At 40.4% G+C, this 23,255-nt stretch carries 19 protein-coding genes; all 19 read right to left on the bottom strand.

Translation table 11 applies throughout. The features are described from left to right. Positions 1 to 13 precede the first annotated feature (13 nt). A complete protein-coding gene (locus A0739_RS06140) occupies positions 14 to 1,144 on the bottom strand; it encodes an ABC transporter ATP-binding protein (protein ID WP_000229944.1) in 1,131 nt (376 codons plus the stop codon). Between the two features lie 113 nt (positions 1,145 to 1,257). After that, positions 1,258 to 2,127, bottom strand: a complete 870-nt coding sequence (locus tag A0739_RS06135; RefSeq protein ID WP_061587396.1) for a helix-turn-helix domain-containing protein — start codon at positions 2,125 to 2,127, stop codon at positions 1,258 to 1,260. 3 nt (positions 2,128 to 2,130) lie between these two features. Beyond that, positions 2,131 to 2,517: a Mini-ribonuclease 3 gene (locus A0739_RS06130; RefSeq protein ID WP_000567909.1), complete on the bottom strand. Its 387-nt coding sequence runs from the start codon at positions 2,515 to 2,517 to the stop codon at positions 2,131 to 2,133. Beyond that, the gene (gene cysS, locus A0739_RS06125) at positions 2,510 to 3,853 is read right to left on the bottom strand and encodes a cysteine--tRNA ligase (RefSeq protein WP_061587395.1); all 1,344 of its coding nucleotides are present in this window, start codon (positions 3,851 to 3,853) and stop codon (positions 2,510 to 2,512) included. Before cysS ends, A0739_RS06130 begins: the two co-directional genes overlap by 8 nt. 17 nt (positions 3,854 to 3,870) lie before the next feature. After that, positions 3,871 to 4,392, bottom strand: a complete 522-nt coding sequence (locus A0739_RS06120) for a dihydrofolate reductase family protein (protein WP_000301981.1) — start codon at positions 4,390 to 4,392, stop codon at positions 3,871 to 3,873. Between the two features lie 8 nt (positions 4,393 to 4,400). After that, on the bottom strand, positions 4,401 to 5,165 hold the full coding sequence (locus A0739_RS06115) for a nucleoside phosphorylase (protein ID WP_000923415.1): 765 nt from the start codon (positions 5,163 to 5,165) through the stop codon (positions 4,401 to 4,403). A gap of 4 nt (positions 5,166 to 5,169) precedes the next feature. Continuing rightward, positions 5,170 to 6,036: a GNAT family N-acetyltransferase gene (locus tag A0739_RS06110; protein WP_000613639.1), complete on the bottom strand. Its 867-nt coding sequence runs from the start codon at positions 6,034 to 6,036 to the stop codon at positions 5,170 to 5,172. An 11-nt stretch (positions 6,037 to 6,047) separates the two neighbouring features. Continuing rightward, the gene (gene cysE, locus A0739_RS06105; RefSeq protein ID WP_061587394.1) at positions 6,048 to 6,665 is read right to left on the bottom strand and encodes a serine O-acetyltransferase; all 618 of its coding nucleotides are present in this window, start codon (positions 6,663 to 6,665) and stop codon (positions 6,048 to 6,050) included. Between the two features lie 15 nt (positions 6,666 to 6,680). Next, the gene (pnp, locus tag A0739_RS06100) at positions 6,681 to 8,894 is read right to left on the bottom strand and encodes a polyribonucleotide nucleotidyltransferase (protein ID WP_061587393.1); all 2,214 of its coding nucleotides are present in this window, start codon (positions 8,892 to 8,894) and stop codon (positions 6,681 to 6,683) included. Between the two features lie 580 nt (positions 8,895 to 9,474). Continuing rightward, the gene (metF, locus tag A0739_RS06095; RefSeq protein WP_002877494.1) at positions 9,475 to 10,341 is read right to left on the bottom strand and encodes a methylenetetrahydrofolate reductase [NAD(P)H]; all 867 of its coding nucleotides are present in this window, start codon (positions 10,339 to 10,341) and stop codon (positions 9,475 to 9,477) included. A gap of 94 nt (positions 10,342 to 10,435) precedes the next feature. Beyond that, positions 10,436 to 12,685, bottom strand: a complete 2,250-nt coding sequence (gene metE / locus A0739_RS06090; protein WP_061587392.1) for a 5-methyltetrahydropteroyltriglutamate--homocysteine S-methyltransferase — start codon at positions 12,683 to 12,685, stop codon at positions 10,436 to 10,438. Between the two features lie 352 nt (positions 12,686 to 13,037). Next, a complete protein-coding gene (locus A0739_RS06085) occupies positions 13,038 to 13,331 on the bottom strand; it encodes a helix-turn-helix domain-containing protein (protein ID WP_000797751.1) in 294 nt (97 codons plus the stop codon). A gap of 188 nt (positions 13,332 to 13,519) precedes the next feature. Beyond that, entirely contained in the window at positions 13,520 to 13,885 is a 366-nt protein-coding gene (locus tag A0739_RS06080; protein ID WP_049489548.1) for a TIGR02328 family protein, read from the bottom strand. Then, positions 13,869 to 14,273, bottom strand: coding sequence for a YbgA family protein (locus tag A0739_RS06075; protein WP_061587391.1), 405 nt, complete (start codon positions 14,271 to 14,273; stop codon positions 13,869 to 13,871). Before A0739_RS06075 ends, A0739_RS06080 begins: the two co-directional genes overlap by 17 nt. Positions 14,274 to 14,408: 135 nt before the next feature. Then, positions 14,409 to 17,453, bottom strand: coding sequence for a type I restriction endonuclease subunit R (locus A0739_RS06070; RefSeq protein WP_061587390.1), 3,045 nt, complete (start codon positions 17,451 to 17,453; stop codon positions 14,409 to 14,411). A gap of 54 nt (positions 17,454 to 17,507) precedes the next feature. Then, positions 17,508 to 19,352: a restriction endonuclease subunit S gene (locus A0739_RS06065; RefSeq protein ID WP_082243818.1), complete on the bottom strand. Its 1,845-nt coding sequence runs from the start codon at positions 19,350 to 19,352 to the stop codon at positions 17,508 to 17,510. After that, complete coding sequence (locus tag A0739_RS06060; protein ID WP_061587389.1) at positions 19,352 to 20,356, bottom strand: virulence RhuM family protein; 1,005 nt, start codon at positions 20,354 to 20,356, stop codon at positions 19,352 to 19,354. Before A0739_RS06060 ends, A0739_RS06065 begins: the two co-directional genes overlap by 1 nt. Beyond that, positions 20,346 to 21,917: a type I restriction-modification system subunit M gene (locus A0739_RS06055; protein ID WP_061587388.1), complete on the bottom strand. Its 1,572-nt coding sequence runs from the start codon at positions 21,915 to 21,917 to the stop codon at positions 20,346 to 20,348. Before A0739_RS06055 ends, A0739_RS06060 begins: the two co-directional genes overlap by 11 nt. Positions 21,918 to 22,069: 152 nt before the next feature. Then, positions 22,070 to 23,209, bottom strand: a complete 1,140-nt coding sequence (locus A0739_RS06050) for an AbiH family protein (RefSeq protein ID WP_061587387.1) — start codon at positions 23,207 to 23,209, stop codon at positions 22,070 to 22,072. Positions 23,210 to 23,255 lie beyond the last annotated feature (46 nt).

The following is a 23,255-nucleotide window of genomic DNA, read 5'->3' as shown; positions in this document are numbered from 1 at the left end:
ACATTTCATTTGCTTAGTAGACTGTTTTTTCAGTTTCTACGTCGAAGAAGTGTGCTTTGTTCAAGTCAAATCCAAGTTCAACTGTCGCACCTGTTTGCAAGTAGTCACGAGCATCCACTTTTGCAACAAATTCGTCTTTACCAACTTGGCAGTAAAGGTGAGATTCTGAACCAAGCAATTCTGATACGGAGATAGTAGCTTTGACAACTGACTCTGGGAATGTTTCAAGGAAAGCAGGTTCTGCATTCACATCTTCTGGACGGATACCGAAGATCAATTCTTTTCCTTCGTAGCCTTTGTCACGAAGAACTTTCAAAGCACCTTCTGGCACTTTCAAGCGGAAACCGTCAGAAACAATTTCGCTACCAACCAATTTCACATTGATGAAGTTCATAGCTGGGCTTCCGATAAATCCTGCAACGAACTTGTTAACTGGGTTTTTGTAAACTTCTTGAGGAGTACCGATTTGTTCAACACGTCCGATAGTACCTGTACCAGCTGGGTTCTTAGTTGCTGACATGATAACGATACGGTCTGCAAGAGTCATCGCTTCTGTTTGGTCGTGGGTTACGTAGATGGTTGTAGCACCGATACGACGGTGGATCTTCGCAATTTCAGCACGCATAGATACACGAAGTTTGGCATCCAAGTTTGACAAAGGCTCGTCCATCAAGAACACTTTTGCATCACGGACAATCGCACGACCCATGGCAACACGTTGACGTTGACCACCTGAAAGGTCAGCTGGTTTACGATCCAAGAATTCCTTCAAACCAAGGATTGCTGCTGCTTCTTGTACACGTTTGTCGATGTCTTCTTTGCTGTATTTACGTAATTTCAAACCGAAAGCCATGTTGTCATATACAGTCATGTGTGGGTAAAGAGCGTAGTTTTGGAATACCATGGCGATGTCACGGTCTTTTGGAGCTACGTCGTTGACAACCACACCATCTATAGATGCAGTACCTTCAGTAATGTCTTCAAGACCAGCAATCATACGAAGAGTTGTTGATTTACCACATCCTGAAGGACCTACGAAAACGATAAATTCTTTGTCTTTGATATCCAAGTTGAAGTCTTCAACTGAATAGTGTTCGCTGTTTGGATATTTTTTGTAAATGTTTTTAAGATTTAATTCTACCATCGAGGTGAACTCCTTTTGTCTTTTGATAGTTTTATTATAGATGAAAACGCTTTACTTTTCTATGGCAAGGTGACCAAAAAAATAAAAAAGTTCTGTGCAACTTGCACAAAACTTTAGAGAATATCTGGTAAAATCAACTGATAACAAAGGGTGAGATCCGTCAACTCCTTCAACTGAAGTCCTGTCAATTCTTCCCATTTGTCAATCTTGTATTGGAGAGAATTTCGGTGCAGATAGAGTTGCTGGGCTGTTTTAGTTAGGACAGCACTGTTTTCCCAGAGAGAAAGGATAATTTCCTGAATCTGGTCCTGATCCAAGATTATCTGGTGCAGGCATTCCTTGATTACCTTCAAGTCCACTAGTCTTTCTCCCATACTCCAAAGATAGAGTTGTGAAAATGTATGAACACCTTGGTGACCCTGACGCCACCAAGTCTTAAACAAATCTCGCTCTGCTTTGATTAAGTCTGATAGGGCTTGAGGGCCTGCCTGAGACCATACCTGCCCCAACATGATAGACAGACGAAGGCCAAAGTCATACTCAACCGCTTCAATCGTATCAGATAAAATTGAGCGAACAGAGCTGTACTTATCTTGTTGAAGCACAAATACATAATCCTGAGCCCCGACCTGTAGCACTGTCAGGCAGTTGGGAAAAAGAGTCCGCATCATGTCTAGCCAAGAGGATAGATTTTCCTGTTGGAAATAGGAAAGATGGCAATAAACCAGCTGAATTTTTTTAAATGCTTGCGGTGCCTGCCCCTTCCCCTCAATCAGATAGGGATACCAAGGATTGAGCGAACGAGCCTGCTCCTGCTGGGTCAAAAGGGCAACCAACTGCTTTTCACGCTCGCTGAGCCCAGCTTCCTCCAGTAGAATCCACTGCTGAGAAGCTAAAGGGAGAGTAAGATAGCCTGGTTTCTCAATCGGCTGATCTGAAATCTGAGCTTCAGGAAACCAGTCCTGTAATTCTTTTGCAATCATATCCTAGCCCTCCACTTTTTGGATGCACCAAGAAATTATAGTCTCTAGACGCTCCAGATTTTCAGTCAGATGGAGATAGCCCATCACTGCTTCAAAACCTGTAGACATGCGGTAAGTCACCACATCAGCATTTTTAGCCTTTGTGTGGCTATTGGTATTGCGACCACGTTTGTAGATTTCTTCTTCTTTTTCCGTCAGGACTTGCTCTTCCAACATGAGGGCAATCAAGCGAGCCTGAGCCTTGGCTGACACATACTTAGTCGCCTCTTGGTGGAGTTTATTGGGTTTGGTCATTCCTTTAAGGATGAGATGGCGACGGATATACATGGAGTAAACTGCATCTCCCTCAAAAGCTAGCGCAATCCCGTTAATGAGATTGACATCAATCACGAGTCCACCTCACTCCATCCTTGGTGTCAAGGAGCTTAATTCCTTGAGCCGCTAATTGATCACGGATTTGGTCTGCTGTCGCAAAGTCACGATTAGCACGCGCTTCTTGACGTTTTTGGATTAAGGCTTCAATGTCTGCATCCAAAACTTCCTCAACAAAGACAATCCCAAAGACCTCCAACATAGCCGCAAGAGCTTCCTTAACACTTGCATCATAGTTTCCTGAGTTGATCCATTTGGCCATTTCAAAGACAACTGTAATACCATTTGCGGAGTTGAAATCCTCATCCATAGCGGCAACAAACTTATCTTTAAAAGCCTGTAACTCTTGAGCATCTACAGTCCCAGAAAATGGTTGCTCATAAGTGTTTTTTAGATACTTAAGATTGGTCTCGGCATCACGCACTGCTTTTTCCGTAAAGTTGATAGGTTTACGGTAATGCTGAGTGGCAAAGAAGAAACGCAACACTTGCCCATCAAGAGTTTTAAGGGCATCGTGTACGGTTATAAAGTTGCCCAAGGACTTAGACATCTTGACATTGTCGATATTGACAAAGCCATTATGCATCCAGTAGTTAGCAAAAGTCTTGCCTGTTTTTGCTTCTGACTGGGCAATTTCGTTGGTATGGTGAGGAAACTCCAAATCAGCTCCACCACCGTGGATATCAATGGTATCTCCCAAAATCTCTGTCGACATGACTGAACATTCAATATGCCAACCCGGACGACCAGGTCCCCAAGGACTGTCCCAAGAAATCTCGCCTGGTTTTGCAGCTTTCCAAAGGGCAAAGTCTACAGGATTTTCCTTGCGAGCCGTTTCTTCATCGGTACGACCTGAAGCACCCAGCTCCAAATCTTCCAAGGTTTTATTGGCCAACTTAGCATAGTTGTGAGATTTTTCCACGCGGAAGTAAACATCTCCTTGACTCTCGTAGGCAAAGCCTTTTTCAACCAAGTCAGCGACAAAACGAATGATGTCAGCCATAAACTCTACTACACGCGGATGGCGAGTCGCAGGTTTCACGCCTAAGGCTGTCACATCCTCACGAAAGGCAGCGATGTACTTGTCCGCAACCTCCAGAGGCGTGATACCTTCTTCCTTGGCACGGTTGATAATCTTATCGTCTACATCTGTAAAGTTGGAAATATAGGCAACTTCGTAGCCACGGTATTCGAAATAACGACGAATGGTATCAAAAGCCACCGTCGAACGGGCATTCCCAACGTGGATATAGTTGTATACCGTTGGCCCACAGACATACATGCGAACCTTTCCTTCTTCGATTGGGACAAATTCTCGCAAATCACGAGACATGGTGTCGTAAATTTTAATCATGCAGTCCACTCCCTTCTCTATTTCTGACTTTTTCGGCTGAAAACCAGCTCTGCAAATGGGCCAAATTGTCTGAGGCTATCCAGTTGGTAAAAGCGCTGCCCTTCCTCTTGGGTAAAGAGGGGAACCCCCTTTCCTAGGATAAGGGGTGCTATCTGAATAATGAGGTGGTCGAAAAGATCCGCATCCAAGAGCGGTCCTACTAAGGAATTACCACCAATCACAAAGACATTTTTGCCTTTGTCAATCTGGCGAACAAAGTCCACCACATCCCCAGCTACTGGCTGGTAATTGCTGACAGGCAGGTGCCTATCATGCGTAAAGACATAGTTTTCCGTAGCTTGATAAAAACTTTCTACATCTTGCAAATCTTGGATTTCCTCAAAGGTCCGCTTGCCCATGATGGTGATATCCATTTGCCTGTAAAAGTCATCATAGCCTGTATCCTCTACAGAACCAAGCTGATGCAGCCAGTCTATCCTGTGCTGACTGTCTGCCAAGTAGCCATCCATGGTGATACAGCCGTAAAAATATACTGCCATTCTTGTAGTTACCTTTCTAGTTCCTTGGCTATTATCAAAGCGATAGTGAAAAAAGTCATGGCATCAGCTGTCCGCTCTTCATGGCGGGCATCCCAGGCTCGGTTATGATGATCCACATAGTCAGCTGTGTAGAAGAACTGATAGACTTTACTCTTGCGAAATTGACTCCAAGCCATGATAGCTGAAGCTTCCATGTCCACCACTTGTGCACCAGCAGCCAAGCGACGCTTGACCTTATCAGGCGTTTCTCGATAAAAGGCATCAGTCGTCCAAGCCTTTGTTCGAATGTGCTCAATGCCAGATTTGTTCAAAGCTTCTTCCATGGTTAAGAGCAAAGTTTCGTCATAAGCTATCTCATCACTTGGAGGAGCGTAATGATAACTTGTACCTTCATCACGTAGAGCTGAACTTGGTAGGATAATCTTATCTGCCTGAATAGACTGATCTAGAACTCCGCAAGAACCCAACACAATAAAGTTCTTAAATCCTCTTGCTTTGAGTTCTTCTAAGAGCCCAACAACCATCGGGGCTCCAATCGTAGCTATAGCAACTGCTACCTTACTCCCATCCTTTTCATAGATATACCATGGAAATCTACCATTTAGATTGGTTAGATAGCCACCTTCGTAAACATCTTCAAACTGCTTTACTCGTTCAATGATTTCTCCATTAAAAGATAAAATGATCGTGTCACAGATTTCTCCACCACCACGAATACTTCGATCAGTTGGTTCGATAACAGCAGGTACATTTTCGAATTCTTCTAATAGCATTTTTCTACTCTTTCTCATTCAAATAAACTACCTGTGTCTGTTTGACAAAGCCGATTTTTTCATACAAGCGCTTGGCACCTACGTTGCTGTCCTCTACTGCAATCTGAAATTCCTTATCATTTTGCTCAATCAGTTGGTTGACTAGGGATTTTGCTAAATAGCTTCCGTAGCCTTTGCCACGTTCAAGTTCTGATATTGCTAAACCGTAGAAGTAATTCGTATTAGTCGATAAATCTACCGTGCAAGTCCCAATAACCTGACCGTCTTTTAATAAAATATATAGGCGACTTTCTGAATCCTTCAGAGCTTCAGCGACATATCTATCCACAACTTCTCTCGATTCATGTTCCTCTGAAAATGCCTGAAATTTTAACTGGCTAATTTGCTCCTGATACGAACTATCTGCTAACAAAACTTCAAGATTAGAAACAGTTACTAACTGATAAGGTCTTCTATCCTTACCTAACCAGGTTTCTGTCTCTTCATCCTCGACCAATCCCCAGTTGCTGACAAAATCAGGATGACCCTCTAGAAAAATACGTTCTGTCTGAAAAGTAACTGAACGAATAGGGAAAGAAGCCGTTTCTTTCTCAAAACTCGTAAACAAAGCACGCGCAATTCCCTGACGGCGATGATTTGGATGAACCAGTATCGTCACTTCCACATCTTGGTCATCAGCATAGACAGTTAATAGACCAACAAGTTCGCCTTTTTCATAATAAAGGAAAAAGGCGGGCATGTTTGGGTCAAAATTAAGCATGTTAGAAAGATAGGGATCACGATAAGTTCCATCATAGGCTTGGCAACAGTCAATTAGTTTTTTCGCTTCAAATAACTCTTCTTGGCTCAACTTATTTCTTGCTTGAATCATATAGCTATCTTCTACAACCCCGACGATCTGTGACTGGCTTCTTTAGCCTGCTCGAGTTTATTGACGTAGTACTCTCGTTTTTCTTCGACTTCGTGGATCGTTGGTTCATCCTTCTGTCCATGAACTCGGACGATCTTAGCTGGAATACCGACAACTGTCACATCACTAGGTACGTCTGCCACGACTACTGCAGCAGCACCGACTTTGGCATTTTCACCGATTTCCACTGGTCCGATGACTTGGGCATGGGCTGATATGAGAGCTCCTTTACGCACAGTCGGATGGCGTTTGCCAACATCCTTCCCTGTCCCACCAAGTGTTACTCCGTGATAGAGAAGAACGCCTTTTTCAACAATCGCCGTCTCTCCAATCACCAGACCTGAACCATGGTCGATAAAAACACCTGAGTCAATCTGGGCACCCGGATGAATCTCGATTTGGGTCCAAAAGCGCCAAAACTGACTGTGCATCCGAGCTAGGAGTTTGAAGCCGTGCTTCCATAGAAAATGCGAGAGACGGTGGGCAGCTAAGGCCTTAACACCTGGATAAGTCAGCAAAACTTCCAAACTGTTGCGTGCCGCTGGATCATTTTCTTTTACGATATCAATGGTTTCGCTCCACCATCCCATACATTTCTCCTTTTCTTATTCTGAATCTTTTGGTGTTTCTGTAAATTCTTTCTTAGGTTTATGGTCCTTGTGATGACGTGGACGGTGAGGTCGCTCAGACTTTTCACCTTTTTCATCATGCTCAGGTTTTGGCGGACGAGGAAGAAGGGCTTTCATAGAGGCATCGATACGGCCTTTTTCATCAATCTTGATAACCTTAACATCGACTTCATCACCGATAGCTACCAAGTCTTCGACACGGTTGGTACGAGTCCAAGCCATTTCAGAAATGTGCACAAGTGCATCTGTCTTATCAAAGAGGTTGACAAAGGCACCAAATTTCTCGATACGAACAACCTTAGCATGGTAAACTTCATCCACTTTCGCTTCACGAACCAAGCCAGCGATGATTTCTTTGGTACGGTTAATGGCATCTTGGTCGCTAGAGTAGATAGATACATTTCCTTCTTCGTCGATATCGATTTTAACGCCTGTTTCAGCGATAATCTTATCAATGGTTTCTCCACCTTTACCGATGACAATCTTAATCTTGTCCACATCAATCTTGATAGTATCAATTTTCGGTGCAGTTGGAGCCAATTCTGGACGAACTTCTGGAATGGTTGCTTCAATCACATCAAGGATTTCAAAACGCGCTTTCTTGGCTTGAGCAAGGGCCTCAGTCAAGATTTCTGCAGTAATCCCTTGGATCTTGATATCCATTTGAAGGGCTGTAATCCCGTCACGAGTACCCGCAACCTTAAAGTCCATATCTCCAAAGTGGTCTTCCAAACCTTGGATATCTGTCAATACAGTGTAGTTATTTCCATCTGAGATAAGTCCCATGGCAATACCAGCTACCGGAGCCTTGATTGGCACACCACCAGCCATAAGGGCAAGCGTTCCCGCACAGATAGAAGCTTGAGAAGAAGAACCGTTTGATTCTAAGACTTCTGCTACCAAGCGGATAGCGTATGGGAATTCTTCCAAACTTGGCAAGACTTGAGCAAGGGCACGCTCACCGAGAGCACCGTGACCAATTTCACGACGACCTGGTGCACCGTAACGACCTGTTTCCCCTACAGAGTATTGAGGGAAGTTATAATGGTGCATAAAGCGTTTCTTGTACTCTGGATCCAAACCATCGATGATTTGAGTTTCTCCCATTGGGGCTAAGGTCAAGACTGAAAGGGCTTGAGTTTGCCCACGAGTGAAGAGACCGGAACCATGCACACGAGGAAGGAAATCGACAACCGCATCCAAAGGACGGATTTCATCGACCTTACGACCGTCAGGACGCACCTTGTCTTCTGTGATCAAACGGCGCACTTCTGCGTGTTCCATTTGTTCCAAGATTTCAGCCACATCACGTATGATACGGTCAAATTCTTCGTGGTCTGCATATTTTTCTTCGTAAACAGCAGTCACTTGGTCTTTAACTGCTTGAGTTGCAGCTTCACGAGCCAATTTTTCTTCTACTTGGACCGCTTTTTGGAGGTCACTATTGTAGGCTGCGATGATTTCAGCTTGCAAGTCCGCATTCACATGAAGCAATTCCACTTCTGCTTTTTCTTTACCAACAGCAGCAACGATTTCTTCTTGGAAGGCAATCAATTCTTTAACAGCTTCGTGTCCTTTCAGAAGGGCTTCCAACATGATTTCTTCTGACAATTCTTTGGCACCAGACTCAACCATGTTGATAGCGTGTTTGGTCCCAGCTACTGTCAATTCAAGAAGCGATTGCTCTGCCTGTTCTTGACTTGGGTTGATGATGATTTGGCCATCAACATAACCCACTTGTACCCCAGCGATTGGTCCGTCAAATGGAATGTCTGAGATAGAAAGTGCCAAGGATGAACCAAACATAGCTGCCATTGGAGCAGAGGCATTTTCATCGTAAGAAAGGACCGTGTTGATGACTTGGACTTCATTACGGAAACCTTCCGCAAACATAGGACGGATTGGACGGTCAATCAAACGCGCTGTCAAAGTTGCATCTGTTGAAGGACGTCCTTCACGTTTCATAAAGCCACCAGGAAACTTCCCAGCCGCATACATTTTTTCTTCGTAGTTGACTTGAAGAGGGAAGAAATCCCCAGTTGCCATCTTCTTAGACATAACGGCCGCAGTCAAGACAGTTGACTCACCGTAACGCACGACAACTGCACCATTTGCTTGCTTAGCAACCTGACCAGTCTCTACAATCAACTCACGACCCGCAAAAGTCGTTTGAAACACTTGTTTTGTCATTTTAATCCCCTTTGGATTGATGAAATTATACGCCTTGCCTACAAAGATCAAGATACTAAGGTCACAAAAAGCAAAGTAAAAATAGGAAACTGGCGAAGTCTTCGATGAAGACAAGACAGTTTATCTTTTTTACACAGCTTTTCGGCCGGGTTCAATTACTCATGATAGCATAAATTGACGCAGTGTGCGATACACACCAGGAAATCTATCTTTTTCACTAGGGATTTAGCCCGTGTTCAACTTTCAAGATACAAATCATTAGAAAGGTTTGATGCTAAAGCATCTAATCCTTTCACGCTAATCGCTATTAGGCGATTAGCTAAATGCTTTACTAACTCTCTCGTCAAATAACATCGATTTGACTCGTTCGTGTCGCTCAAACTAAATACTGAAAAGAACAAATTATGAAAAAATTTCTATCATAAAATTGAGAATCGACAAAGCCTTTAAAACTTAAATACCCTCATCTTTGTATCAAGTACGTACAGAGTCTATTTTATCATATTTTTCTTAAAAAGTGCGGGCTTTTCTATTAAAAAGGAACCATTCCCCTCACCTGAGAAGAATGGTTTGCTTTTTATTATCCTAAAGACTGATGATTAAACAAGGCGTGGGTTGCTTGGTGGATGTATTTGGCTGTTTCAGCATTGTTCATGGTGTAGAGATGCACACCTGCGACATCCTGGGTTACCAAGTCCACGATTTGATCCACTGCATAGGCAAGTCCTGCTGCTCTGAGCGACTCAGGGTCATGCTCATACTTGTCTAAGATGGCCTTAAATTTACGTGGAAGGTGGATATTTTCACAAGTCTTCAAAAGACGAAGTGCTTGGTTACGGTTAAGAATAGGCATGATCCCCGCATGAATAGGAACATCAATCCCTGCCAAGGTACACTTGTCTTGGAAATCGTAGAAGCGCTCATTATCAAAGAAAAGTTGCGTTACAAGGCTTGAACAGCCTGCATCCACTTTCTTCTTGAGATTTTGAATATCTGAGATCTGATTTGGCGAGTCAGGATGCCCTTCAGGATAACAAGCTCCAATAATATCAAAGTGAGGGGCTTGTTCCTTGATGAACTCGATCAAATCTGTTGCGTAGCGGAAATCCTTTTGCGGTTCCACATCAGGGATAATATCCCCACGCAAGGCCAAGATTTTCTGTACCCCAACCTTATCCAAGTCCGCAATGGTTTCTGCAACCTTGTCCTTGGTCAGATAGATAGCTGGCAAGTGGGCAATAGTAGGAATCGCCAAGTCATTCTGGATAAAGTCAGCCAAACGAACCGTTGTTTCCTTGATATTAAATTTATTATTGCTGGCGGTCACACTGATAAAGTGCGGTGTCAGCTCCCGCATATCCTGCAAGGCTGAAATAATTTTATCATTACCCACTGCTGGGTTTGGAGGGAACACTTCAAATGAAAGTGACGGAGTTTGGCGTGACATAGTCATTATCCTTTTCTTTTTGATTTCATGATTGCTGAGCCAGCTAGGTCCAAGCAGTTCCTTGATCAAACAGTGTCAAGCGAGAAATCTAATCTTACAATTTCTCACGCGCAGCTTTTGCTGCTTCGACAAGGCGGATCAAGCTTTCTTTTGTTTCTGGAATACCACGTGTTTTCAAACCACAGTCAGGGTTGATCCAAACTTTCTTGCTTGGTACTTTAGCAAGAATAGCATCGATTGTGTGGTCGATTTCGCCTTCATTTGGCACACGAGGTGAGTGGATATCGTAAACCCCAGGTCCCACTTCTGTTTGGAAGTTTTTCGCTTTGAGTTCGTCCAAGATTTCAAGGTTTGAACGGCTTGCTTCAAAGGAAATCACGTCCGCATCCATGTTGTCGATAGCTGGGATGATATCTGTAAATTCTGAGTAACACATGTGAGTGTGGATTTGTGTATCTGGCGCAACTGTAGAGTGTACCAAGCGGAAGGCTGGAATAGCCCATTCAAGGTAGTCTTCGTACCAGTCGCTACGACGGAGTGGCAATTTCTCACGGAGAGCAGCCTCGTCGATTTGGATAATCTTCACGCCAGCAGCTTCAAGGTCAAGAACTTCATCCTTGATAGCAAGAGCGATTTGAAGAGTTGAGTCCTTGATTGAGATGTCTTCACGTGGGAATGACCAGTTAAGGATGGTAACAGGTCCAGTCAACATACCTTTAACAGGTTTGTCAGTACGGCTTTGTGCGTAGCTAGACCATTTGACAGTAATTGGGTTAAGACGAGTCACGTCACCCCAGATGATTGGTGGTTTCACCCCACGCATACCGTATGATTGTACCCAACCATTCTTAGAGAAGAGGTAACCTGACAAGTTTTGACCGAAGTACTCAACCATGTCATTACGCTCAAACTCACCGTGTACAAGCACGTCAAATCCAACTTCTTCTTGCCATTTGATCCATTCGTCGATAGTTTCAGCAAGGAAGGCATCGTATTCTTCTTGTGACAACTCACCCTTACGGAAGGCCAAACGTTTAGCACGAACTTCCTTAGTTTGAGGGAATGAACCGATGGTTGTTGTTGGAAGTGCTGGAAGTTTGAAAGCTTCTTCTTGGATGGCTTCACGTTCCGCAAAGGCTGGCAAACGAGTGTAGTCAGCGTCTGTCAATCCAGCGATACGCGCACGAAGTTCTGCATTTTCACCAACACGCTCAGTCGCAAAGAGTTCTTTGTTAGCTGCAAGTGCTTCTGCACCTTGACCATTGCGGATAGCATCCAAGTCACGAAGTTCTTCCAATTTTTCAACTGCAAAGGCAAAGTGGTTCAAGATAGCTGGCTCAAATTCTTCGTTAGCTGTTGTAAATGGCACATGAAGAAGTGAGCATGAGCTTGTCAAGACAATGTTTTCAGCTGGAATTTGCTCAAGAACAGCCAAACTCTTTTCGTAATTGTTGCGCCAGATGTTTTTACCATTGACGATACCTGCATAGAGAGTCTTGTCAGCTGGGAAACCACCTTTAACGAGTTCAAGAGTTTTCTTACCTTCAACGAAGTCCAAACCGATGGCATCTACTGGCAAGTTTACAAGATCAGTGTAGACGTCACGAACGTCACCGAAGTAAGTTTGAAGCAAGACTTCAAGACCTTTTTTGTCAGCCAAGAGTTTGTTGTAGAGGTTCAAGAAGAGAGCTTTTTCTTCAGCTGTCAAATCTTTGACAAGAGCCGCTTCGTCGAGTTGGATGCGAGTCGCACCAAGTTCCGCCAATTTAGCAAAAACTTCTTGGTATGCAGCCACTAAGCTGTCTACGAAATCTTCTGCTTTCACGCCCTCTTCAAAGTCTGACAATTGAAGGAAAGTGAATGGACCTACAAGGACTGGACGAGTGTTGAGACCAAGTTCTTTTGCTTCTTGGAACTCATCAAAGATCTTGTGACCAGCCAATTTAACTTGAGTGTCTTTTTCAAATTTAGGCACGATGTAGTGGTAGTTGGTGTTGAACCATTTCTTCATCGGAAGGGCACGCACGTCTCCTTTTTCTCCTTGGTAACCACGTCCCAAAGCAAAGTAGCGCTCAAGGTCAGACAAGTCCAAATTTTGAACTGAAGCAGGTACCACGTTGAAGAGGAAAGCTGCATCAAGGAAGTTGTCATAGTGAGAAAAATCATTTGATGGGATTTCAGTGATGCCTTTTTCTTTGACAATGTTCCAGTGTTTTGCACGCAATTCTTTTGCGGCTGCAAGTAGTTCTTCTTCTGAGATTTCTTTTCTAAAGTATTTTTCAGTTGTAAATTTCAATTCGCGGAATTCGCCCAAACGAGGGAAACCGATGATCGTAGTTGACATGATGTGTCCTCCAAAATTTGTTGTTGAAACTATCTTAACAGAAAAGAAACTGTCTGTATAATTGTAAATAATTAGGCTTTGATATAGTTTGAAACTATATCACTCTTTTGGTCAAAAGAAAAAGACTTGAGACCAGCGTCTCAAATCCTTTGTATAGCTTGTTTGGTGGCTGTATTTTAGTTGGAATGCTCAAACGAGCTATTGACGATTCTCATCAGTGACTATGGCTTGTTATTAGAAAAGACTATAGGTTGGTTTTCTTTTGTAATTCTGATATTTCCCTGAAAAAGTGCGGACGGGAGGTAAAATTCCCCTGTGGATGATTTTAGAAATCCAAGTAATCTCATCTCTATCAACTTTTTTCCTGTTCAAGTGGGACGACTGCTAGTGTCTTTCCTAAACTGGCTAAGACTTTCAAGACCGTATCCAACTGAGGACTAGTCTTTCCTGTTTCCATTCTAGCTATGACAGGCTGGCTTACCCCACTGAGTTCCTCTAGCTTTTTCTGACTGATACCTTGCTCATGTCTAGCCTCAATCAACTCACTCATAATAGCCACTCGCATATCACTTTCAAGAATTTCTTCCTTGGTAAAGAGTTCTGTTCGGACATCCTTCCAATTACTTCCAATGGCACTATTCTTCATCACTTAACCCTCTTTCTTTTATGTCCTTCAGTTCACGCTTGGCTTTTTAAACAAATTATAACTCAAAAGTTATTAAAAGTAAATCCCAACACTCATAAAAAGAAGACCTTAGAATCATTCTAAAGGTCTCATTTTTATTATTCGAAAAAATTATGAGAAGAGTTATAATGTGGAGCTATTCCTGACTCTTACACCAACTCAATGCCTTTCTCACGGAGATTAGCCAGACACTCCTCGTAGTAGGCTGAATCATGCTCACTATAGATGGGAGTCCCCAACTTTTCCTCAGGCAAGTCTTGATAAGGGTGACAGATCTTGCCACGGTAGTTCTTGTCCAGCCACTCTGGACTGACATTGTAGCCACGGTCAGCCATCTCCTTCATGATCAAGCGATGATAAGCATAGAGATGATAGGGCGAGTGAGTAAAGACATAGTCCACAGTCGCATGTTTTTTGCCCCAACCATTGCCACGCAGGGCGCAGCACTCTCGGTGTTGCCCTAGGAGCTGAGGACGAGGAAGTTGTGAAATCAAATCCTCATGCCAAAGTCTCATGGGAGTCTCCTTTCAGTAAAGTCGAATGTTGCAAGTAGGTATTGGGATAGCGTTCCAGCAACTCTCGAGTCTTAGAAATCAAGTCTTCCTTAGAAGCCTGACCAAAGCGGTAGCGATCCAGCAGGAGCATATAGTCTTTGCGCTCAGCATCAGTCGCTTTCTTTTTAAAATAGCCCCAAATATGCTGAAAGGCATTGCAAACCTGACCTCTGTGTTCTGGGATTTGACAGGCACGGTCAATCAGTTTTTGAACATGGTTGACCTCCACCACTTCATTCTTGAGATATTGGCGAATCTCATTGTAAATATTGCTAGAATGGCTCAAAACGAGGTATTTGTTTCTAGCCCAGAGTTGTTGACAGTGGGATTTTTGATTAGTTTGTTCCATGTTTCTCCTTGCTTTTTATCAGTTTCCAGGAAATATGGAAACAAAGTTGTATCTAAAAAATGAGCGGAATATGAGCGGATAAATAGTATTTTTTGTAGAGTCTGATTTTTCTAATAAATCTTGTTCGACAACCTCTTAAATACCTGAATAAGTCTCTACTAACAACTGAATCTTACGTAAAACTTCTTGTTTTTTCCGTTCACGCGCTCCCTGTCTACGAGAAGTTGGTGGAATAATCGAATCCAAATCAGTCCCACTATTTTCAGCATAACCTCGTTGAATTGATTTGTCGATAAACAATTGATAGTCATCTACAAGTTTCTCAGCCTCAGCTAGGTCTTGAATCGCGATTTTCTTGCGCTCCTTGCCATATTCGTAGAAAGCATGGATAATCCCATCATGGTCTTTCAATTTTTGCAAATCGGTGTCATTGATAAATCCAATAACCAACTCTTCTTTGGCACGAATATCGATACTAGAACGAATCACACGACTAACTTCTGCTTTCATTACTTCTTTAGACTCAGAATTCTTAGATTTTTCAACAATCAATGCCAGAATATAGTCTAGGTTAATCTCATCAGTTTTTAGTAACTCAATTTCAAATTCGACATCTGAAAGGTCAACATCCAAATCCTTAGTCTTTTCATAGTTTTTAAGGTTCAAAAACTCATCTCGAATTTCCACATAGGCACTTCTTAAATCCTGAAGATAACCTTCTGAAATTGGTTTGTCAATTTCTTGGAATTCATCATAATTTCGAAGAACATTATCAAGTTTCAACAACTCACCAAATAACTTAACAAACTCTTTTTTATCGTGCTCTGTTTCAATCTCTTGCGGCTTTGGGAATTTTTCCAGAATTTCCTGACAAACCGCAGTATAGCCTTTGACCTCAATACCTGTTACTTGGTCAACGAAACCATCCATGTATTCACTAAAGCTTTTTTCTAAGATGATTTCAAGCTTATTTGTGTCTCCAAAAGTCTTAATAGCTTCTTGCGTAGCCTTTTCTAAATCACGGAAACAAACAATATTTCCAAAGGGTTTGACCTCGTTAAAAATTCGATTGGTTCTCGAAAAAGCCTGAATCAAACCATGATAACGTAGGTTTTTATCGACAAAGAGAGTATTCATGGTCGGCGCATCAAATCCCGTCAAGAACATTCCCACTACAATCAATAAATCCACTTCCTTAGACTTAACTCGTTTAGAAAGGTCTCGATAATAATTTTGAAACTCTTTCCCATCAGTCGAAAAGTTGGTCTTGAACATTTGATTATAGTCATAGATTGCTTTAGAAAGAAACTCTTTAGACGAACGAGGCATGGCTGTATCTTGAGGGTCTAGCTCTTCATCTTGAATCTCTCCATAAGCTGACTGTTCTTCGTTAGGCGCAAAGCTAAAGATAGTAGCGACCTTCAAACGCTTAACTTCTGGTAGAGTTGCCTGTTGTCGCTGGAGTTCTTCATAGTATAATTTTGCTGCTTCAATACTTTGTACAGCCAGCATAGCATTAAAACCTTGCATCTTCTTTTGTTTATGAGTGTAATATTTACTCCGATGCGTCTTATCATTATAGACTCTTAAAAGATACTCTGTAATGGTTGCAATCCGTTCAGGATGCAAAAGAAGTTCCTTCTCCATCTTTTTGAGTTTCTTCTCATCTAGCTCTCGGCCAACTGTTTTTTCAGCTTCCCTATACTTATTAATTTCAGGTTTGATATAGTTGTAGTCGACTTTGAACTTCAACACTTTTTTATCTCGAATAGCATCTGTGATAACGTAGTTATGAAGCTGTTCACCAAAAACCTCTTGAGTTGTTTCTCCCGTTAAACTATTTTCTGGGAAAATTGGAGTACCTGTAAATCCAAATAAAGCATACTGTTTAAAAGCTTTTTTGATACGCTTTTGCGCCTTCCCAAACTGGGAGCGGTGACACTCATCAAAAATCAAGACACATTTCTTAGCATAGACTTCATGATTTGGATTTGCTGTGATAAACTTGTTTAACTTTTGAATAGTTGTGACAATGATTCGATCATCATTTTCTTCGATACTTCGTTGGAGTTCTTTGGTATTGTTGCTACCATTGACTGAATTTGGTTGGAATTTTTGATACTCCTTCATGGTCTGATAGTCAAGGTCTTTTCTATCCACCACAAAAATCACTTTATCAATATAGTCCAACTCCGTTGCTAAACGAGCGGTCTTAAAGCTGGTCAAAGTTTTCCCAGAACCCGTCGTATGCCAGATATAGCCACAAGCATTAATCGTACCGAAATTCTTCATTTCATTTGTGGAATGAATTTTTCGTAAAATACTCTCTGTTGCAGCTATCTGATATGGGCGCATGATGAGTAAGGTATTATCAGCATCAAAGACACAATACTTAGTTAAAACTTCTAAAAGAACTCGTTTGCTCAAAAAGGTAACAGCAAAGTCTTCCAGGTCATGAATTGTTTTATTTTTGCGGTCTGCCCATTCACAGGTGAACTCATAGTGATTTTTATTTTGAGCAGTCGTATTTGCAAAGTAACGTGTATAAGTCCCATTGGAAATAACAAAAATCTGAATATACTTATACAAAGAATTCTCGCTATTGAAACTTTCCTTACTATAACGGTGAAGCTGATTAAAGGCTTCTTGCAGACGAACTCCACGTCTCTTTAATTCAATCTGAACTAAAGGAAGTCCATTTACCAAGATGGTGACATCATAACGGTTGGTATGACTCCCCACTTGCGTCACTTGGTTGATGACCTGCATGCTGTTGTTGTGAATATTTTTCTTGTCAAGGATGAAAATATTTTTAATCCGCCCATCATCAAAGACAAAGTCATAGATATGATTTTCTTGGATTTTTCGAGTTTTTTCAACTAATCCTTCATTGGGACAGTCTAAATACTCCATTACAAAGCGATCCCACTCAGCATCCGAAAAAGTCACCTTATTAAGTTTTTCAATTTGCACCTTGGCATTTGCTAAGAGTTCTTCAGGAGTATGAATATTTAAGCGTTCATAGTTGAGATGATTCACCAAATCAGAAATTAACTGATTTTCTAAATCAGCCTCTGTCTGATATTCTCTATCCGTGCGATACTCTGGTTGATACTCAGCCAAGAGAATCCCTTCATTTGTTTCCGCAATTACTTCATGTACTTTTGAATAATCAACCATAGTATGCTTCCTTTTTGTTTTAATTGAGATTCTTTCTCAAAATGATTAAAGAGTTTATCTAGTAAAGTTTAATAATTGTTCTCGCCAGTATTCATACTGTTTCTGTCTTAGTTCGATTTCTTTTGGGAGGCCTTCAGAAAGAGAGTCTGTTAAGGTGTTAAAATTGTCAAGAACGGTGACAATTTGAGATTGTGTTGATAAAGGAGGTAATATTATTTGAATTTTTGCAAGGTTTTTAGGATAAAGTTCAATCACTTTAGTTCCCAAGACTCTTTTTTTCTTCTGGTTTTGGAAATAGCTAGTTCTAAAAAAGTAGGCTAAATATTTACTATTTTGCTCTGTTCTAATTACACATGAGTGGCCGCCAATACAAACTTCATCTTTACCAAGCCAGACTAAAGCTTTTCCAACGTCCTCAATATTTTCAGATGTCGTCGCTACAATCAAATCACCATTTTTTGCCTTCTTAAGTTTTTGGGACAATTCAATATTAACAAATGATTTTGCAACCTCTGTTTCAATTCCATAGTATGTATATATCTGTCCGTAATGGATACAAGGAACGCCTGCGTCTTGAAAATCTTTTTTCTGAAGCCCATTCCCCCGAATAATGTCTCCTATAGCTCCCAATTCCACCCGAATTGGGCCAAATACCCACTGTAAAAGTTTGATAATAGCGGAGTTGTCCCACTCCTCTACTCTACTCTCAGTGTACTCGCCTTCGGCGACGAATGTCAAGAGTTTTTCTCTAAAATATTCATACTGTTTTTGACGAAGTTCAATCTCCTTGGGAAGTCCGATGTTTAGGTCATGACAAACCGTATCAAAGTTATCTAGAACTTGAACAATACGGGATTGGATTTCGAGGGAAGGGACTGGGATTTTGATTTTATCAAGAATAGCTTGAGTTAAACTAGGTCTTGTTGGATTAGTTGCTATTTCCTCTAAATTAACAGTCGTTAAATAATAATAAAAATACTTTGGAATAATCTTATTTTCATCAATTTCTGTATAGTAGATTGTATCAACATTCCAAAAAGCTTTTTCTAAATAGAATAAATTAGAAATAGAACCTTTCCTAGGAATCAAAACAGTTGGTTTGTCATAAGAATAATCTGCAACAAACTCTCCCATTTCTCCACCACTGCCATATACTGGTATTTCTCCATTTGGAAGAGTTTTCCAATCTTTCCCATTCTTCAATGTAGCAACATCTTTAAGTACTTCCCACTCAACCTGATAAACCTCATCCTCAAATGATAAGAGTGTATCTCGATAATAAGAATATTGCTTTTTACGTGAGGTCAATTCTGAGGTCAATTCTGAGGTCAATTCTGTAACATACCCAGTCATTTTGTCAAGTATTTGCACGATTTTTTCTTGAATTTCTAGTGGTGGGATTGGAATTCTAATTTTTTTCAAATTTGTCTTATTATACTTGGTCTGTCCGGTATTAGAAGTTATTTTCGCCAACTCATTCTGAAATTGTCCAGATTGAAAAAGATGAAATAGGTAGCGATTATTTTCTTTAGAACTTCTAACCAACAAAGCATTTGGTCCTAAAACATTATTTTCGTATGGTAAATTTTCAGGTTCTATGTAATAAATCTCTCCACAATTACCAACATTAGGCATAACCAAACTTTCTTGATCTAGATTTACTCTATATAAATAGTTAAAGGCATGTTCATCAACATAAACAAAATTATTTCCTTTAAATCCACTTTTTAAATCTGTTGTTCTGACAAGCTGAGCAAAAGAAGCTTCTAGAATATACTTGACGTTTTTTGCGTTTGAAGCAAACGAGCCTGCTGCCGTAAAATCTGTTACCGTATCACACACTTCCCCCAACTCTTTCCACTCAACAGGGCAGTTTGGGATTTCTTCTAGGATGTTCATCACTTACCTTCTTCCTTGGCTAGATTTTCAATACTTTTGATTTCCTTGAGGTAATCTTTTTCAACTTGACTGAGGGTCTTAGCTTGGTAGCTCTTATATTCCTTATCTACCTTCTGCTTCATCTGTTCACGAGAGATAGAACCACTATTGTCCAGCAAGTCTTCTCCAGTAGCTAGAAGGATACGATCTACATGCGTCACCCAGTCCGCCATAGTCATGACTTCTTCTCGCTCTGCCTGTCTTTCAGCAAAGTCTAGATATCCTGATACAAGCTGATTAAGCCCACGGAGTTCCTTTTCTGTCAGATAGTTCTTGGCAACTTTTGCTTCAGATAGAGTAGGGAGGTCGCCCTTAAAAGTGGTCAAGCCCATAAACTCCTTTTCACTATCAACACGGTTATAAATGAGTTCACTCGCAGTATTGTGGTGAATGGCATAATGCATCTTGTTTTGAACCGTCGCAAAGAATTTCTTTGCCTCTGGTGAGTTTGCATTGTAGTCACTTGATGTCGCAAAAAGATCTAAAACCTGACGGTAAAAGACTTTTTCACTGGAGCGGATGTCTCGGATTCTTTCCAAGAGTTCTTTAAAGTAGGAGCCTCCACCCAAGTTTTTCAAGCGCTCATCATCCATAGCAAAGCCTTTAATCAGATACTCTTTCAAGACTGTCGAAGCATAGTGTCTAAACTGGACTCCACGAGGAGAACGCACACGATAACCAATCGCTAAAATCATATCGAGATTATAGTAGGCGACTTTTTTTGACTGAGTTTTACCAGCTATTGCACCGTGACGAGTGGTTGTCAACTGATAGTTGACAACCACTGTTTCATCCAACTCACCATCTTCAAATATCGCCTTTATATGTTTACTAATGTTTTGCTTAGAAGTTTGGAAAAGCTCAGCTAGTTCTTGTTGGGTCAGCCAGACTGTTCCATTATCCAAGTGAAGTTCAATAGCAGACTCCCCGTCATCTGTTCTATAGAGAATCACATCATTTGCCATGGCTAAGTTCCTCTACAATCTTATCTATCTCTGCACGCAAGTAATCAATCTTAGTAACAGTCTCAGCAATTTCTTTATTAAGCAAATCAATATCAATCTTCTCACGAGTATCTTCTTGTTCAACATAAGTTGAAACAGACAGGTTATAATCCTGCTCTGAGCCAATCACTTCATTATCAACAAGAGCTGCTTTATAGTCTACACTTTGATAATTAGTGAACAATTCAACAATATGCTCAATATTACTGTCTGTCAAAACATTGTTATTGGTTTCTTTTTTGAATTCTTTACTCACATCAATAAAGAGGGTTTTATTTTCAAGTTTATTCTTCGCCAGAACTAAAATCGTAGTTGCGATAGAAGTGCCAAAGAAGAGATTATCTGGAAGGGCAATAACCGCTTCAACAAAGTTGTTATCTACCAGATACTGACGAATGGTCTTTTCAGCACCTCCACGATAGAAAATGCCTGGGAAGCAAACAATAGCTGCTCGACCTTTATTGGACAAATGATTGAGACTATGCATAATAAAGGCAAAGTCAGCTTTTGACTTGGGTGCTAACTTACCAGCTGGCGCAAAACGGTCATCGTTTATCAGAGTTGGATCTCCATCTCCCACCCATTTAACAGAATACGGAGGGTTAGAAACGATAGCATCAAATGACTTTTCTTCCAGATGCTGAGGATTTAAGAGGGTATCTCCTCGCTTAATATCAAAGTTATTGTAGTTGATATTGTGCAAGAACATATTCATACGAGCCAAGTTGTAGTTGGTCATATTGATTTCCTGACCAAAGAAACCATCCTCCAAGATATGGTCTTCGTATTGTTTTTTCATTTGAAGAAGGAGAGAGCCAGAACCACATGTCGGGTCATAGACCTTGTTAATCTTGTCTTTTCCAACCATGACTAGGCGAGCTAACAGTTTAGATACTGTCTGTGGTGTGAAAAATTCACCCCCACTTTTTCCTGCATTACTGGCATAGTTGGAAATCAAGAACTCATAGGCATCACCAAAGGCATCAATGTCATTTTCCTCAAAATTGCCAAAGTTAATACTATTGATACCATTAAGAATGTCAGAAAGGCGTTTATTTTTTTCTGGAACAGTTCCACCAAGGATATTGCTTCGTGTGTCCAAGTTATCAAACAAACCTTTGATATCGTCCTCTGATTTGAACCCAATCGCTGATTTTTCAATATCTTGGAAAATATTGGCTAAGTCCTCGTTTAAATTTTCATTTTGTGACGCGTTCTTGACGACATTTTCAAATAATTGACTTGGAAGGATAAAGAAACCCTTATCCTCAACTGTCCCTGGTTTGAAATCTTGCTCAGCTTCTTGGTCACTTAAGTCAGCATAACGGAATTCTAAATCACCAGCCTCATGCTCAGCACGGTCAAAATAGTCTGCCATGTGCTCTGAAATAAAACGATAGAACAGAATTCCTAGGATATATTGCTTAAAATCCCAACCATCTACAGCCCCACGCACATCGTCCGCAATCGCCCAAATTTTACGATGCAGCTCCTTACGTTCTGCATTTTCTTTACTTGCCATTTTTACTTTCCTTAATTAATGTATTATCTTTTCTATTTTATCATATTTCAAGAAAAACCACTCGACCTAGGGAGGACGAGTGGGATATAAACTATTTTTAAAATATGATTTTATAATTGTACTCTATGAATTCAATTATTTTTTTGATTTTATTAAGGCAGTAGTACTTCTTTCATACTATCCTTATCATCACTCTTTATAAATACAACATTTCGTTTTCCTGTTAACTCTATCAGTTTTTCCTTCCCAAGGATGATTGCGAGATTCTTAATAATTGAACGTTTAGCTGATTCATCGTAATAAGTGAAAATAAACCGATATAGATACTCACCTTTCTCTGCTAATTCAAAACATTTTTGAAATATCTCTTTATCCAATGGGTCAACAGAGTGACCAAAAATAATTATATTTTTGGATATCAATATTGATACTTCCTCATCTGAATCCCTGTACCTTGGTTGGAAAAATTCTTCAAATTCATTTCCTGTCTCTTTAACGACCCTTTGGTAATACTTCTGATAAGGAATTAAATCACTGTTAACATCATTTTCTTTATCTTCTATTCCAAAGACCATAGTATTGATGCGACCGAAAGTTCTCTCTAAATCAATTCGGCCATGTATAAAATGAGTTAGCATATCAGAAGTTTCAAATAGATATCCTGAAGTATTGGTATAATTAAAATTTAAAACATAGGTATGTGATAAATAACGTATTGCATCCAAAGCTGTTGGTCTTGCTTCAATTCCTCGAATCTCAAAATCTATATAATCTAAATACGACAGATAGATTTCTAGTAGTTCAATTAGTAAATCAAGTTGATCAAGAAATAACTCATCAAGTTTCTCTATTAGTAGCTCTTTTTGTTTATTATCAAACTCAATCTGACCAAAATTCTCCGCAATCACTTTAACAACATAATATTTTGCAATATAATTACTTCTATCTAATAAAACATTATCAAATTCATAAGTACCAAAATAGCCAATACTTTCAAATAACACATCACTGTTGTTTTTAAAATATATAATAGCATCTAAAAGTCTTGAAATAATGAGTTCAATATTCGACCAATTTATCCCTAGAGTTTCTTCGTTTTCATTAATAAATCTCAAACATAGATTATCTTTGTATTTCTCAATCCTTATATTTTTAACTTTTAGGAACTCCAGTAACTCCTCATTTGGATTAGAGAATAATTGTTTTTCAAAGTCAATAAAATCGGTATACTTTGTTTTTCGATCCATAGCAATATCAAAACCATTACCCAGGATTAGAATAGTATCTGCCATATTTTCTCCCTTTGCTTTTTTATTTTCTAGAGGGGTAATATTTTAC

The organism is Streptococcus oralis, assembly GCF_001588645.1.
Classification (GTDB): domain Bacteria; phylum Bacillota; class Bacilli; order Lactobacillales; family Streptococcaceae; genus Streptococcus; species Streptococcus oralis_AB.
The sequence above is the reverse complement of the archived record's forward strand: the minus strand, read 5'-3'. Positions and strand labels throughout refer to the sequence as shown.

What these genes read in the sequence shown, in the direction of transcription:
- A0739_RS06075 (WP_061587391.1), bottom strand. Translation starts at nt 14,273, where the DNA reads ATGGAACAAACTAATCAAAAATCCCACTGTCAACAACTCTGGGCTAGA.
- metF (WP_002877494.1), bottom strand. Translation starts at nt 10,341, where the DNA reads ATGTCACGCCAAACTCCGTCACTTTCATTTGAAGTGTTCCCTCCAAAC.
- A0739_RS06140 (WP_000229944.1), bottom strand. Translation starts at nt 1,144, where the DNA reads ATGGTAGAATTAAATCTTAAAAACATTTACAAAAAATATCCAAACAGC.
- A0739_RS06135 (WP_061587396.1), bottom strand. Translation starts at nt 2,127, where the DNA reads ATGATTGCAAAAGAATTACAGGACTGGTTTCCTGAAGCTCAGATTTCA.
- A0739_RS06070 (WP_061587390.1), bottom strand. Translation starts at nt 17,453, where the DNA reads ATGGTTGATTATTCAAAAGTACATGAAGTAATTGCGGAAACAAATGAA.
- A0739_RS06120 (WP_000301981.1), bottom strand. Translation starts at nt 4,392, where the DNA reads ATGGCAGTATATTTTTACGGCTGTATCACCATGGATGGCTACTTGGCA.
- A0739_RS06115 (WP_000923415.1), bottom strand. Translation starts at nt 5,165, where the DNA reads ATGCTATTAGAAGAATTCGAAAATGTACCTGCTGTTATCGAACCAACT.
- A0739_RS06080 (WP_049489548.1), bottom strand. Translation starts at nt 13,885, where the DNA reads ATGAGACTTTGGCATGAGGATTTGATTTCACAACTTCCTCGTCCTCAG.
- pnp (WP_061587393.1), bottom strand. Translation starts at nt 8,894, where the DNA reads ATGACAAAACAAGTGTTTCAAACGACTTTTGCGGGTCGTGAGTTGATT.
- A0739_RS06050 (WP_061587387.1), bottom strand. Translation starts at nt 23,209, where the DNA reads ATGGCAGATACTATTCTAATCCTGGGTAATGGTTTTGATATTGCTATG.
- cysS (WP_061587395.1), bottom strand. Translation starts at nt 3,853, where the DNA reads ATGATTAAAATTTACGACACCATGTCTCGTGATTTGCGAGAATTTGTC.
- A0739_RS06060 (WP_061587389.1), bottom strand. Translation starts at nt 20,356, where the DNA reads ATGGCAAATGATGTGATTCTCTATAGAACAGATGACGGGGAGTCTGCT.
- A0739_RS06055 (WP_061587388.1), bottom strand. Translation starts at nt 21,917, where the DNA reads ATGGCAAGTAAAGAAAATGCAGAACGTAAGGAGCTGCATCGTAAAATT.
- A0739_RS06085 (WP_000797751.1), bottom strand. Translation starts at nt 13,331, where the DNA reads ATGAAGAATAGTGCCATTGGAAGTAATTGGAAGGATGTCCGAACAGAA.
- metE (WP_061587392.1), bottom strand. Translation starts at nt 12,685, where the DNA reads ATGTCAACTACGATCATCGGTTTCCCTCGTTTGGGCGAATTCCGCGAA.
- cysE (WP_061587394.1), bottom strand. Translation starts at nt 6,665, where the DNA reads ATGGGATGGTGGAGCGAAACCATTGATATCGTAAAAGAAAATGATCCA.
- A0739_RS06110 (WP_000613639.1), bottom strand. Translation starts at nt 6,036, where the DNA reads ATGATTCAAGCAAGAAATAAGTTGAGCCAAGAAGAGTTATTTGAAGCG.
- A0739_RS06065 (WP_082243818.1), bottom strand. Translation starts at nt 19,352, where the DNA reads ATGAACATCCTAGAAGAAATCCCAAACTGCCCTGTTGAGTGGAAAGAG.